The following is a 15185-nucleotide window of genomic DNA, read 5'->3' as shown; positions in this document are numbered from 1 at the left end:
TGGTCGATGCGACCGGCATACTCGATCACCCNGTCGCCGCGCCGCCGCGCCAGATCGCCCGTCCGGTACATCCGCCCGCCGTCCGTCGAGAACGGATCGGCGACGAAACGCTCCGCCGTCAGACCCGCCCGCCGGTGATAGCCGCGCGCCAGCCCCGCACCGGCGATGTAAAGCTCGCCCACCGCNCCAGCCGGAAGCGGGTTCAGGCTGTCGTCCAGCACGTAAAGCCGCAGATTGTCGATCGCCACCCCGATCGGCACCCCGCCGCCCGCGCCGCCCTCCCCCGCCCCGCAAGTCCAATGGCTGACGTCGATGGCCGCCTCGGTCGGGCCATAGAGGTTGTAAAGGCCGACAGCCGGCAGACGGGCGAACAGCCGGTCCCGCAGCGCCGCCGGCAGAGCCTCGCCGCTGCACACCACCCGGCGCAGGCTGACGCACGCCTCCACCCCCGGCTCCTCCAGGAAGGCCTGCAGCATCGACGGCACGAAATGTAGCGTGTCGATGGACTGCTCGCGGATCAGCGCCACCAGCCGCGCCGCGTCGCGATGTTCACCGGGCGCCGCCACAACAAGATGTGCCCCCACCATCAGCGGCCAGAAAAACTCCCAGACCGAGACGTCGAAGCCGAAGGGCGTCTTCTGCAGAACCCGGTCGCCCGGAGCCAGCCGGTAGGCCTTCTGCATCCAGGCCAGCCGATTCAGCAGGGCGCCATGGCTGTTGCCCGCCCCCTTGGGCGTCCCGGTCGAGCCGGAGGTGTAGATCAGATAGGCGAGATTGTCCGGACGCAGACCCGATGCCGGCGGGCTGTCCGGCTGAGCGCCGGTGTCCTTCGCGGTATCCTCGGCATCGAGCAGCAACAGGCGGACCGCTTCGGGCAACACCCCGTCCTTCAGCCCGTCTGCAAGGTGGCTCTGGGTGAGCAGCAGCGCGATGCCGCCATCCGTGGCCATCGCCTTGAGACGGGCCGGCGGCAGCTCGGGATCGAGCGGCAGATAGACGCCGCCGGCCTTCATCACCGCCAGCAGGCCGACGACCAGTTCCAGCGAACGCTCGGCGGCGACGCCAACCGTCACCTCCGGCCCGACGCCGAGCGCCTGAAGCCGGTGGGCCAGACGGTTCGCCTGCGCCTCAAGCGCGGCATAGCTCAGCGTCCGCTCGCCAAAACTCAGCGCCGGGCGCTCCCCTTGGCGTGCGGCCTGCTCCGCGATCAGGTCCGGAACCAGCGGACCGGCCATCAGGCTGTCGTCACGGGATGCGTTCCAACTGGCGAAGCTCCGCCACCCCTCCTCGTCGAGCAGGCCGAGTTCGCCCAGCCGGCGCCCCGCATCCCCGGCAAGGGCCAACAGAAGCCCACGGATCTGGCCGGCGATGTGCCGAACCTCATCGTCCCCGATCCGATCCCGCCAATGGCTGAAGGTCAACGTCAGCCGCTCTCCCGCTCCCATCAGCAGGGTCAGCGGAACGCTGGTGAGTTCATGGTTGCGCGGAACGCCGAAGCGCAGGCCGGCGGTGTCGCCACGGCCGAGCGCATCCGACAGTGGGTAATTCTCGAAGACCAGCAGGCTGTCGAACAGCATCTCACCGCCATGGCCAGACCAGCGCTGGATATCGGACAGCGGCGTGTGTTCATGCTCCCGCATCACAAGGTTGTGGGACTGGACCCCACTCAACCACTGCGAAACGGTCAGGGCCGGGTGCGGCGTGCCGACCAGCGGCAGCGTGTTGATGAACAGGCCGACCTGCCGCTCGATGCCCGGCACTTCGGCCGGACGCCCGGAAACCGTGACACCCGCCGCAACCGTCGCCTGCCCGGTCCGGCGGTGCAGAAGAAGAAGCCAAGCCGCCTGGACCAGCGTGTTGAGCGTGACCTGAGCTTGACGGGCGAAGTGGATCAACCTCGTGGTTTCCCCCTCGTCGAAGGCCAGTTCGAGAGTGCCGTGCCCTTGGGTTGCATCCGGCTGCCCGCCGACCGTGGCGATCCTCGTTGGCTGGTCGAGTTCCGCGGTTCGGGCGCGCCAGAAGGCCTCCGCAGCCCCCCGGTCGCGGCCCTGCAACCACGCCACATGGTCGCGGAACCGCGCGCCATGCGCCGCCGGGGCGTGGCCGGCATAGCGCTGGAGCACCTCCCCCAGAAGCTGCGAGCTGCTCCAGCCGTCGAGCAGGATGTGGTGGCTGGTCAGGATCACATGATGGCGGTCGTCCCCCGTGCGCACCACCGCCAGACGCAACAGTGGCGGCGACGCGAGGTCGAAGCCGGCCCTCCGCTCCGCCGCCGCGAGAGACTCCAGGCGTTCGGCCAGACGCTCGGCAGACTCCGCCTCGTCGCACCGGTCCTCCAGCCGCAGCGGCACCGCCGCCTTGCGGCGGATCGCCTGCAACGGCTGGTCAAGCCCCTCCCACAGGAAGCCGGCGCGCAGGCTGTCATGGGCATCGACCGCCCCCTGCCACGCCGCGTGGAAGCGGGCCACGTCCAGCCCCTCGACATCCACCCGCATCTGGTTGATGTAGGCGTCTCCCCCCGGCTCGTAGAGCGCGTGGAACAGCATGCCCTGCTGCATCGGCGTCAGCGGATAGAGATCCTCCAGCTCCCGCGCCGGCAGGGCCAGCGTGTCCAGCTGCGCCTGCGTCAGACCGGCCAAGGGCACGTCCGACGGCGTCAGCCCGCCGGCCGACGCCTCACACTGCGCCACCAGCGACCGCAGCTCCTCCGCATAGTCGGACGCCAGACCATCGACCACCGACGGCGACAGGACCGACCGGCTGTAACTCCAGTCGAACGCCAGTTCGCCGTTGTGGACCTGACCGTTCAGCGTCAGCCAGTTGCCCAAGGGAGCATCGGCATCCTGGCTGCTGCCTGCCGGCTCGTCGGCCGGTACGAAGCGGGCGTCGGCATCGAAGCTGCCGTCGAACTGGCCGAGATAGTTGAAGGTCACCCGTGCTTCGGGCAGCGCACTCAGCACCGCCCGGCTCTCCGCGTCGCCGAGATGGCGCAGCACGCCGTAGCCAAGCCCGTTGCCCGGCACCGCGCGCAGCTGTTCCTTCACCGCCATGATCGCCGCGCCGGGCTCCCCGCCGGGGTGCAGATGCACCGGATAGGCGGTGGTGAACCAGCCGACGCTGCGGCTGACGTCCAGACCCGTCCCCAACTCTTCGCGGCCATGCCCCTCAAGCTGCACCAGCGCCGACGCAGCACCGCTCCAGCGGCACAGAACCCGCACCAGTGCCGTCAGCAGCAGGTCGTTCACCCGCGTCCGGTAGGCCGCCGGTGCCGACGACAGCAGACGCTTCGTCCACTCCGCATCCAGCCGCGTCCGCGCCACCGCCGATCTCGCCACCGTCAGCGCCTCGGCGGAAACCGGCTCGGCCACGCCCGGCAGGCCGACCGGTGCATCCTTCAAGCTGTCGCGCCACCAGGACAGCTCAGCCTTCAGCGCATCGCTGGCGGCATGAGTGCGCAGGGCCTCGCCCCAGGACTGGAAGGACGCGGTCTTGGCCGGCAGCGCCACCGGCCCGCCCCGCTCCAGCTGGGCGCAGGCCAGTTGCAGATCCTCCAGCAGAACGCGCCAGGACACCCCGTCCACCACCAGATGATGGATCGCCAGCAGCAGGCGCTGCCCGCCGTCATCGCTGCGCTCCACCAGCAGGGCGCGCAGCAGCGGGCCATGCTCCAGGTCCAGGCTGCGCTGTGCCTGCTCGCACAGCTGCTCCTGCGCCGCCGCATCGGCGGCGGTGCGCTGCCACAGCAGCGCCGGCACCGCTTCGGGCGGCAAATGCCGGGCAGTTCCGTCGGCGGCGAAGACCAGCCGCAGGGCGTCGTGGTGGCTGACCAGGGCGGTCAGCGCCCGCTCCAGCAGGGCCGGATCGACCGGCCGGCGCAGGCGCAGCAGGACGGACTGGTTCCAATGGCTGCGGTTGGGGATCGGCTCCGCGAAGAACCAGCGCTGGATCGGCGTCAGCGCCAGCGTGCCGGTGACGGGGCCTTGGTCGGCGGCCGGCACGGTGCCGGCGTCGCTGCGGGCGGCGCGGGCGAGCGCCTCCAGGGTCTGGTGTTCGAAGACGTCGCGCGGGGTGAAGGTCAGGCCATGGCGGCGTGCCCGGCTGACCAGCTGGATGGACAGGATGGAGTCGCCGCCCAGCTCGAAGAAGTTGTCGGTGACACCGACGCTGTCCAGCCGCAGCAGCTCGCACCACAGCACCGCCAGGGCGCGCTCGGCCTCGCTGCGCGGTGCAACCTGTGCCGATGTGGAGGCAACCTCCGGCTCCGGCAGCGCCTTGCGGTCGAGCTTGCCGTTGGGCGTCAGCGGCAGGCGCTCCAGGACCACGATGTGGGCCGGGACCATGTAGTCCGGCAGCGCCGCCTTCAGGCCGGCGCGCAGCCGCTCGGCGAAGCCGTCCTCCGCCTGAACCGCCGGCACGACATAGCCGACCAGCCGCTTGCCGGAACCGCCGTCGCGGGCGACCACCGCCGCCTCGCGCACGCCGTCCTGCGCCCGCAAACGGGCCTCGACCTCGCCAAGCTCGATGCGGAAGCCGCGGATCTTCACCTGATGGTCGATGCGCCCGACATACTCGATGACCCCGTCCGCCCGCTGGCGCACAAGGTCGCCGGTGCGGTAGAGGCGACCGCCGTCGCCCGAGAAGGGATCGGCGACGAAGCGCTCCGCCGTCAGGCCGGAGCGGTTCAGGTAGCCCCGCGCCAACCCGGACCCGCCCAGATAAAGCTCGCCGACCACCCCAAGCGGAACCGGGTTCAGGTCGCCGTCCAGGACATGGGTGCTGCGGTCGCCCACCCGCAGACCGATCGGCGCATAGGCCGCACCGCAGCGGTCTTCCCGCCCGGCCTTCCAGATCAGCGGCGTCACCACCGTCTCGGTCGGGCCATAGCCGTTGATGATGTGCTCCGGCCGCAGCGCCGCCTTGACCAGCTCGAACGCCGCATCACCCACCGCGTCGCCGCCGAAGCAATAGACCCGCACCGGCGGCGGCGCGGTGCCGCGTTCCGCCAGTTCGCGCCCGGCATGCTCGGCCAACTGCTGCAGATAGACCGGCGGGAAGGCCGCCACCGTCACGCCGTGCCGGTGCAGCGCCTCGTAGGTCTGTTCCGGCGTCCACAAGCTGTCGTCACGGACCAGCAGGCGGCTGCCATGGGTCAGCGCGGTCAGCCAGCGTTCATGCGCGCCGTCGAAGGCGAAGGACATGAAGTGCAGCTCGCAGTCCTCCCGCGTCATGGCGTAGAGGGCGCCGATGGCCCGGCAATGCATGGCGAGCGGCCCATGCGCCACCGCCACACCCTTGGGCAGGCCGGTGGAGCCGGAGGTGTAGATGACATAGGCGAGGCTATCCGGCAGCACCGCCACCGCAGGCGGGGCAGCGGCCTCTTCCCCGTCCGGCAGGCGGTCGAGCAGCAGGCTGGGCAGTCCGTCGGGCAGCGGCAGGCGCCCGGCAAGGCTGCCGTCGGTCAGCAGCAGGGCGATGCCGGCATCCCCGATCAGGTAGGCGAGGCGCTCGCGCGGATAGGCGGCGTCGAGCGGCACATAGGCGCCGCCGGCCTTGAGCACCGCCAGCAGGGCAATGATCATGGCAGGGCCGCGCGGCAGGGCGACGCCGACGCGGACCTCCGGCCCGACGCCGGCCGCCGCCAGCCGATGGGCCAGGGCGTTGGCCCGGCGGTCGAGCATCGCGAAGCTGAGGATCGCTCCCTCACCACCATCGACCACCGCCGGCCGGTCCGCCAGGGCGGCGGCCTGGGCGGCAATGCGCTGGTGAACCGGCTCGAAGGGATCCACCGGCAACGGCGCGTTCCAGGCGGCGAACTGCGCCTCTTCCTCCACCGTCAGCAACGGAACATCCCCGACACGACGCCCGGCATCCGCAACCAGACCGCACAGAAGAGTCTCGAAATGGCGGCGCAGCCGGTCGATCCGGTCATAATCGTAGAGATCGGTCGCGTAGGTGAAGCAGGCTTCGATCCCGCCGCCCTCCTCCTCGACGGTGTCGAGGGTCAGGTCGTAGCTGGCGACGGCGCTGTCGAGCGCCATCGGTTCCACCCGCAGACCGTCCATCGTGGCGGTGGAGCGGGCGTCACGACGCTGGTGGTTGAACATCACCTGGAACAGCGGATTGTAGCTGAGGCTGCGCTCCAGCTTCAGCGCCTCCAGCAGCTGTTCGAAGGGAAGATCCTGATGCGCCTGGGCTTCCAGCGCCGTTTGCCGGACATGATCGAGCAGGTCGGCGACGCGGTCGCGGCCGTCGATGCGCAGGCGGAGAACCTGCGTGTTGACGAAGAAGCCGACCACCCCCTCGCATTCCGCCCGGTCACGATTGGCGACCGGCACACCGATGGCGATGTCGCTCTGCCCGCTGTGGCGATGGAGAAGCAGCGAGAAGGCCGACAACAGCAGCATGAAGGGCGTGACGTCCCGCTCGCGGGCGACGACGCGCAGCTTTCCCGCCAGTTCAGCATCGAGAGTGAAGCGCAGGACGGCGCCGTTGTGGCTCTGCCTGGGCGGCCGCGGCCGGTCGGCCGGCAACTCCAGCGGCACCCGCTCGCCGCCCAGCCTGCCGACCCAGTAGGCGAGTTGCCGCTCCGCCTCGCCCGCCTCCAGCATGTTCTTCTGCCACAGGGCATAATCGGCGTAGCGGATCGGCGGCGGCGGCAGGTCGATCCGCCCGCCCTGCCGGATGGCGCGGTAAAGCTCGGCGAATTCCCGGATCAGCACGGCCATCGACCAGCCGTCCGAGGCGATGTGGTGCATCGTCACCAGCAGCCGGTGATCGCGCTCCGCCAGCCGGACGAGACGCGCGCGCAGGAGCGGGCCGGTCTCCAGATCGAAGGGGGCCTGGACCTCCTCCTCGATCAGGCGGCGGGCGGCTCGCTCCCGCTCGTCCGCCGGCAGATGGCAGAGATCGTCGGTGACCAGCCGGAAGTCCGCATCGCCGAGGATGGTCTGCATCGGCTCGCCGTCGCCCTGGCGAAACACCGTCCGCAAGGCGGCATGGCGGCGCAGCAGAAGCGCGAAGGCGCGGGACAGGGCGGCAGGGTCGAGGTTTCCGGTCAGGCGCGTCGCGCTGAAGATGTTGCTGGCCCCGCTTGCCGGGTCAAGCGTCCACAAGGCCCACATCCGACGCTGGGCATGGGACAGCGGCGCCTCCGTGGCGGGGGCGAGATCCGCCGGAATCGGCAGCAGCGAAAGGTCCACCGCCTCGTCGCGCATGGCGCGCCAGAACAGTTTGCGCTTTTCCAACGGCAGACCGATGAAGCGGCGGACCAGGTCCACGGAGTCTTGAGCAACCATCTGGATTTTCCCATCGCCGGCTGGCTTGACGCTGATCCGGCCGCCAGGGGTCCGCTGAGGACTACGGGAACGGCCGGACTGTGCGCGGCCGCACATCGGGTGCGCCGCGGTCTCCAGTAGTGACGAAGAAGGGATGGCCGGATTTACCCCGCCGGCAAGGAATGGCCGGTGTCAGCGGGCCGACACCAGCAGTTCGCCATCCCTGGGGAACAGCGTCACCGGCAACACACGCGGAAGAGACTCCGCCACGCGGTCGAGATCGGCAACGTCATACACGCCGCCGATGCGCATCGCCCCGACCTTGCGGTCGGCCAGCCGCAACGGCCGCGACAGATAGGGGTTCAACAGCGGGACCGCTTCGGCGAGCGTGATGTTGTCGAACTCCAGCCTGCCCTCGCGCCAGGACAGGACCCGCTGTGGATCGACGCGCGCAATGCTGCCGAACAAGGCATCACGGGCAAAACGGCCCTGCTGCCCTGGCGTCAGCCGCAAGGGTTCTCCCCCCGGCGCCGTGGCGGACGCCACCGTGACCGACCCTTCGGTCAGCGTCACCGAAAGATCGCCGTCATTGGCCCAGACGTTGAACCTGGTTCCCGTCACTCGGACCTGATGGCCGGCCGTGTGGACGGTGAAGGGACGTCCGGCATCGTGCGCGACCGCGAAATAGGCCTCGCCATGGTCCATCAGGACGCTGCGCCGATCGCGGAACTGGGCAAAGTACAAGGTGGTGTGGACGTTCAGGTCGACGGCGGAGCCGTCCGGCAATTCGACCATGCGGTGCCGGTCGCTGCCGAGAAAGAGAGCGACCCGCCCCGGCAGCAGGCCGACCGACCAACCGACCGGCCAGCAGGCGGCCAGGGCCGCTGCGATGCAGGCCGCCATCGCGAAGCGGCGGCGGCGCGACGGGTTCCGGATAACGGCGACCGATGTCGCCCCGTCCACCGGATGCGGCGGTGCGGTCCTCTCGGGATCGATGGTCGCCCGCGGGCGGAGTGAGGCGGACAGACCCCAGATCTCCCGCATCGCGTCGAATTCGGCCAGATGGCGTGGATCGGCCAGGCACCAGCGTTCGAAGGCGGCGCGGTCGGCGTCGCTGACATCGGACGCTTGCAGGCGCAGGCACCAGTCCGCCGCCTCTTCGGTCACGCGGTCGTCGTCGGAGGGATGTGACGGAGGCATACGGGCGTGCTCGACTCCGGAAGGCGTTCGGCAGCTATAGGGCATGCGGGGGCGGGATCGCAAGGCGGGCCCGGCGGGATCGACTGTAGGCGAGCCATCCGATCGGGGAAAGTCCATGTCTGCCGCGGCGGCTGCGACTTTCCGCGGCAGCGATTTCAGTTTCGCCCCGCTCGTTCGTCCTAGTCAGGACGGCCGCACGCAACCGCCTTCTGGGTGGCAGTGTGGTGCCGGCCGCCTTCGCTCCAGTCCTGCAGGAAACCCGATGCCGACGCCACCCCGCTCCAGTCTCGCCGCTCTGCTCCAGCTCCTCCGCCCCTTCTGGCCGCTTCTGACCGCCGCCACCCTGCTGGGGGTGCTGGGCGGGCTGAGCGTGACCGGCCTGCTGGCCACCATCAACCGCATCCTGCATGCCGAGGAAAGCCCCGGCGCCGGCGTGTTGCTCGCCTTCGCCGGCCTGTGCGCCCTGGCGCTCGCCGGATCGGTGCTGTCCGACATCGGCACCAACCGGATCGGACAGAAGGTCATCGCCCGGCTGCGCAAGGATCTGGGCGACCGCATCCTGACGGCCCCCATCGACCAGCTGGAGCGCTATCGCAGCCACCGCCTGATTCCGGTGCTGACCCACGACGTCGACACCATCAGCGACTTCGCCTTCGCCTTCGCGCCGCTGGCGGTCTCGCTCAGCGTCACGCTGGGCAGCCTGGGCTATCTGGCCATGCTGTCCTGGCCGATGTTCCTGGCGACCGCCGCCGCCATCCTGATCGGCAGCGCGGTGCAGTATGTGGCGCGCGTCCGCGGCATCGACGGCTTCAACGAGGCGCGCGCCCACGAGGACGAGTTACAGAAGCACTACCGCTCGCTCGCCGAAGGGGCGAAGGAGCTGCGCATCAACCGCCCGCGCCGGCTGCGGCTGCAGGGCGAGGCGCTGCGCGGCACCATCGACCGCATCTGCGACATCCAGATCCGCTCGATCAACCTCTTCGTCATCGCCAAGGGCTTCGGGTCGACGCTGTTCTTCATCGTCATCGGGGTGGCGCTGGGCGTCGAGGTGCTGTGGCCCAGCACCGACCGCGGGACGCTGAGCGGCTTCATCCTTGTGCTGCTCTACATGAAGGGTCCGCTGGAGCATCTGATCGGCACGCTGCCCATCGTCAGCCGCGCCCAGGTCGCCTTCCGCCGCATCGCGGAGCTGTCGGCGGAATTCGCCTCGCCGGAGCCGCATCTGCTGATGAAGGAGGAGGCCGGCCCGCCCGCCACCATCGACCGGCTGGAGCTGCGCGACGCCCGCTACGTCTATCCGCCGGCCGGCCCGGACGTGGAGCCCTTCGTGCTCGGTCCGGTGTCGCTGCGGGTCGGCCGTGGCGAGATCCTGTTCATCGTCGGCGAGAATGGCTGCGGCAAGACCACGCTGATCAAGATGCTGCTCGGCCTCTACCCGCCGCACGACGGGCAGATCCTGCTGGACGGCCGGGCGGTGACGCCGGAGACGCGCGACGACTACCGGCAGCTGTTCACCACCATCTTCGCCGATTATTTCCTGTTCGACGATCTGATCCAGGCAAGCGAGAGCGTGCCGGAGGACGCCCAGGCCTATCTGGAACGGCTGGAGATCGCCCACAAGGTCAGCGTGGTGGACGGGGTGTTCAGCACCACCGACCTGTCCACCGGCCAGCGCAAGCGGTTGGCCCTGCTCCAGGCCTGGACGGAGAAGCGGCCGGTGCTGGTGTTCGACGAATGGGCGGCCGACCAGGACCCGACCTTCCGTCGGATCTTCTACACCGAACTGCTGCCCAGCCTGAAGGCGATGGGCAAGACCATCATCGTCATCTCGCACGACGACCGCTATTTCGACGTCGCCGACCATCTGCTGCGGCTGACCGCCGGCAAGGTGGTGGAGGATCGCCAGCCGGCGCTGTGACGCCGCCGGCGCGGAGCGACGGAAAAAGAGCGGACAGGAGAAAGGGGGGGGCGCCCGGACGGGCACGCCCCCTTTGCCTTGCCCGCGCCGGCCGGTCAGCCGGCTTCCAGCATGTCCATCAGCGCGCTCATCCGCGACAGCTTGCCGGGATCGGGGGCGGCCGGACGCTCGCCGACATGGGCGGCCAGGGCGCGCAGGGTGGCGTTGCCGAAGATCTGGCCGGGAGACAGCGCGACCCCGAAGTCGCGGCGCAGACGGGCGATCAGTTGGACCGCCAGCAGCGAATGGCCGCCCAACGCGAAGAAGTCGTCGTCCAGGCCGACCCGCTCCACCCGCAGCAGCTCCTCCCACAGCGCCGCAAGCCGGCGCTCCAGGTCGGTGGAGGGGGCCACATGGGTCCGCTGCCGCAGCTCGGGCTGGGGCAGCGCCCGACGGTCGAGCTTGCCGCTCGGCGTCAGCGGCAGCCGGTCGAGACGGACCCACAGGGTGGGGACCATATGGTCGGGCAGCCGCTCCGCCAACCGCCGGCGCAGTTGCGGCCAGAGCGCGTCGCCCTGCCCGTCCTCCTGCGCGGCGGGAACGATGTAGGCGCAGAGCTGACCGCCGCCGGGACCGGCGACCGCGGCGACTGCCGCCTCGCGCACCACCGGTTCCGCCCGCAGCGCCTCCTCGATCTCGCCGAGTTCGATGCGCAGGCCACGGATCTTCACCTGCTGGTCGATGCGGCCGAGATACTCGATCACGCCATCCTCGCGATGGCGGGCGAGGTCGCCGCTGCGGTAGAGCCGACCGCCCGGCTCGCCGAAGGAATCGGGGACGAAGCGGTCGGCGGTCAGGCCTGGCTGCCGGTGATAGCCGCGCCCGACGCCGATGCCGCCGATGTGCAGCTCGCCCGCCACGCCCGGCGGCACCGGATCGCCGAAGCCGTCAAGGATATAAAGGCGGAGGCCGGGCACCGGCCGCCCGGTCGGGATATCGGCGGCGATGCCGTCCCAGCGATGGAAGGCGACGACATCCGCGCATTCGGTGGGGCCGTAGCTGTTGTGGATGCGTGGTTTCGCTTCCCGGCGCCGGACCAGCCAGGGGCGCAGCGCGTCGGTGCGGATCGGCTCGCCGCCCAGCACCACGTCGCGCAGGGATTCCAGTTCGCCGTCCCGCTCCAGCGCCACCAGCGGTTGGAAGGTGCTGGGGGTGGCGTTCAGCGCGGTGATGCCGTGCCGGGCGATCCAGTCCAGAAGCTGCTGGGGGTCGTAGCCGTCGCCCGCCATGTGCAGCTGTCCGCCGGTCAGCAGCGGCGCGAACAGGTTCTTCTGCGTCAGGTCGAAGGCATGCGAACTCATCAGCAGCAGACGGCTATCGCTGTCGAAGCCGACATGATCGCAATACCAGCGCATCAGGTTCATGAAGCCGGCCTGCGTCACGCCGGCACCCTTGGGCCGGCCGGTCGAGCCGGAGGTATAGATCAGGTAGATCAAGTCGTCGGGAGACGCAGTGGACGTATCGGACGGCTGAAGGTCGCCGTCGGCGAAGGCCGCCATCCGGTCCAGGTCGGCATCGAGACGGACCATCGGCAGACCGGCGGGCCAGGGGATGCCGCCCTGCACTGCCTGCGAGGTCAGCAGCAGCGACGCACCGCCATCCTCCAGCATGTAGGCCAGACGCTGCGGCGGATAGCCGGGGTCCAGCGGCAAATAGGCGGCGCCGGCCTTCAGAACCGCCAGGATGGCGACCACCAGCTCCGGCGAACGGTCCAGCGCGATGGCGACCCGGCTGTCCGGCCCGATCCCCTCCGCGCGCAGCAGGCGGGCCAGACGGTTGGCGCGGGCGTTCAGCGCTCCATAGGTCAGGCTGCCGTCCGGATGGACCAGGGCGGTCGCGTCCGGGGTGCGCTGGACCTGGGCCTCGATCAGCCGATGCAGGCGCATGCCGGACCAGGATGGAAGGGTCGGCCCGGTCCGGCCGCTCCACTCCTCCAGACACCGGCGGCGGCGCTCGCCCTCCAGCAGGTCCAGTGCGCCGACAGGGATTTCCGCATCGGACGCCATGCGGTCCAGCAGACCGGCGAACAGCTCGGACAGCTCCCGCACCGGGCCGGGATCGAAACGGTCGCGCCGGTAGCCGAAGCCCAGATCCAGGTTTTCGCCGGCCCGAACCGTCAAGGTCATCGCATAGTGGGTATCGTCGACGGTTTCGGCGAAGCCGAAGCGCAACCTGTCGTCGGTCTGGGTCTTCAGCGCCTCGTCGACGGGATAATTCTCGAAGACGACGATGCTGTCGAACAGGGCGCGCTCACCGCCGGTGGTTCCGAGATCGGCCGCGGCCCAGCGCTGCACCTCGTGCAGCGGCGTGTGCTCATGCTCGCGCAGCTCCAGATTCCGCTGCTGCAGCCCGCGCAGCCAATCGCCCACTCCCGCGTCCGCCGGCGGACGCTCCACCACCGGCAGCGTGTTGATGAACAGCCCCAGCGTTTCCTCGACACCGGCGAGGTCCGCCGGACGGCCCGACACCGTCGCCCCGAACGCCACCGTCTCCTGACCGCTGTAGCGGCGCAGTAGAAGCGCCCATGCCCCCTGCACCAGCGTGTTCAGCGTCACCCGCTGCGCCTGCGCGAAGGCCTGCAACCGCCGCGTCGCCGCCGCATCCAGCCGGGTGCGCACCACGCCGTGTCCGCCCTGCGGGTTGCGGCAGGGCAGGCAGGACGCCAGCAGCGTCGGCGCCTCCAGACCGGACAACCGCCCGCGCCAGAACCGCTCCGACGACGCCCCATCCTGCCGGGCCAACCATGCGATGTAATCGCGGTAGCGGCCCGCCGCGGCGGGGATGTCACCCCCCCGGTAATGGCTGAGCGCCTCGCCCACCAGGCGTGCACTGCTCCAGCCGTCCAGCAGCAGGTGATGGCTGGTCCAGATCAGACGGTGCCGCCCTGCCCCCAGCCGCACCAGCACAACCCGCTGAAGCGGCGGGCGGGCAAGGTCGAAGCCGCGCGCCCGTTCCTCCCGCTCCAGCCCGCGCAGGGCCTCGTCCAGTCCGGCGCCGCGGTCGCGCCAGTCCAGCACCGACACCGCGTCGTCCACCCGTCCCCACACCGCCTGCAACGGAGCGGCCAGATCGCCACCCCACAGGAAACCGGTGCGCAGAACGGCGTGACGCGCCGTCACCCAGCCCCAGGCGGCGGCGAAGCGCTCCTCCTCCAGACCCTCCACATCGACCGCCAACTGCGTCACATAGGGGGTTGTCCCCTCCGCGGCACCTTCCAGCGCGTGGAACAGCATGCCCTGCTGCATTGGGCTCAGCGGATAGAGGTCCTCCAGCTCCCGCGCCGGCAGGGCCAGCGCGTCCAACTGCGCCTGCGTCAGACCGGCCAAGGGCACGTCCGACGGCGTCAGTCCACCGGCCGACGCCTCGCATTGCGCCACCAGCGACCGCAGCTCCTCCTCATAGTCGGACGCCAGACCATCGACCACCGACGGCGACAGCACCGCGCGGCTGTAGCTCCAATCGAACACCAGTTCGCCGTCATAGACCCGGCCGTCGATGCCCAGCCAATTGCCCAGCGGCGCGCCGGGATCGAGGCGGGCGCCCGCCGGCTCGTCGGCGGGCAGGAAGCGGGCGTCGGCATCGAAGCTGCCGTCGAACTGGCCGAGATAGTTGAAGGTCACCCGCGCCTCGGGCAGCGCACTCAGCACCGCCCGGCTCTCCGCGTCGCCGAGATGGCGCAGCACGCCGTAGCCAAGCCCGTTGCCCGGCACCGCGCGCAGCTGTTCCTTCACCGCCATGATCGCCGCGCCGGGTTCCCCGCCGGGGTGCAGATGCACCGGATAGGCGGTGGTGAACCAGCCGACGCTGCGGCTGACGTCCAGACCCGTCCCCAACTCCTCGCGGCCATGCCCCTCAAGCTGCACCAGCGCCGACGCAGCACCGCTCCAGCGGCACAGAACCCGCGCCAGTGCCGTCAGCAGCAGGTCGTTCACCCGCGTCCGGTAGGCCGCCGGTGCCGACGACAGCAGACGCTTCGTCCACTCCGCATCCAGCCGCGTCCGCGCCACCGCCGATCTCGCCACCGTCAGCGCCTCGGCGGAAACCGGCTCGGCCACGCCCGGCAGGCCGACCGGTGCATCCTTCAAGCTGTCGCGCCACCAGGACAGCTCAGCCTTCAGCGCATCGCTGGCGGCATGAGTGCGCAGGGCCTCGCCCCAGGACTGGAAGGACGCGGTCTTGGCCGGCAGCGCCACCGGCCCGCCCCGCTCCAGCTGGGCGCAGGCCAGTTGCAGATCCTCCAGCAGAACGCGCCAGGACACCCCGTCCACCACCAGATGATGGATCGCCAGCAGCAGGCGCTGCCCGCCGTCATCGCTGCGCTCCACCAGCAGGGCGCGCAGCAGCGGGCCATGCTCCAGGTCCAGGCTGCGCTGTGCCTGCTCGCACAGCTGCTCCTGCGCCGCCGCATCGGCGGCGGTGCGCTGCCACAGCAGCGCCGGCACCGCTTCGGGCGGCAAATGCCGGGCAGTTCCGTCGGCGGCGAAGACCAGCCGCAGGGCGTCGTGGTGGCTGACCAGGGCGGTCAGCGCCCGCTCCAGCAGGGCCGGATCGACCGGCCGGCGCAGGCGCAGCAGGACGGACTGGTTCCAATGGCTGCGGTTGGGGATCGGCTCCGCGAAGAACCAGCGCTGGATCGGCGTCAGCGCCAGCGTGCCGGTGACGGGGCCTTGGTCGGCGGCCGGCACGGTGCCGGCGTCGCTGCGGGCGGCGCGGGCGAGCGCCTCCAGGGTCTGGGTTCGAAGACTCGCGCGGGG

The 15185-nt window shown here is 70.5% G+C and carries 4 protein-coding genes; 1 reads left to right on the top strand and 3 read right to left on the bottom strand.

The window, feature by feature from the left end; translation table 11 throughout:
- Both I71_RS31110 and I71_RS31105 read right to left on the bottom strand, forming a co-directional pair.
- Nucleotides 1-7295: non-ribosomal peptide synthetase (locus tag I71_RS31110; RefSeq protein WP_042703459.1), on the bottom strand; the 7295-nt coding region annotated here is incomplete at its 3' end.
- A gap of 171 nt (nucleotides 7296-7466) precedes the next feature.
- Nucleotides 7467-8474, bottom strand: coding sequence for a FecR family protein (locus I71_RS31105; protein WP_042703457.1), 1008 nt, complete (start codon nucleotides 8472-8474; stop codon nucleotides 7467-7469).
- A gap of 262 nt (nucleotides 8475-8736) precedes the next feature.
- Here I71_RS31105 and I71_RS31100 point away from each other — a divergent pair, with 262 nt between their 5' ends.
- Complete coding sequence (locus I71_RS31100) at nucleotides 8737-10392, top strand: cyclic peptide export ABC transporter (RefSeq protein ID WP_042703455.1); 1656 nt, start codon at nucleotides 8737-8739, stop codon at nucleotides 10390-10392.
- A gap of 95 nt (nucleotides 10393-10487) precedes the next feature.
- Here I71_RS31100 and I71_RS31095 read toward each other — a convergent pair.
- A partial coding sequence (locus I71_RS31095) for a non-ribosomal peptide synthetase (RefSeq protein WP_042703453.1) occupies nucleotides 10488-15185 on the bottom strand: 4698 nt, incomplete at its 5' end.

The organism is Azospirillum sp. B506 (genome assembly GCF_000333595.1).
Taxonomy (GTDB): Bacteria; Pseudomonadota; Alphaproteobacteria; order Azospirillales; family Azospirillaceae; genus Azospirillum.
This window is presented reverse-complemented; position numbering and strand designations above follow the sequence as displayed.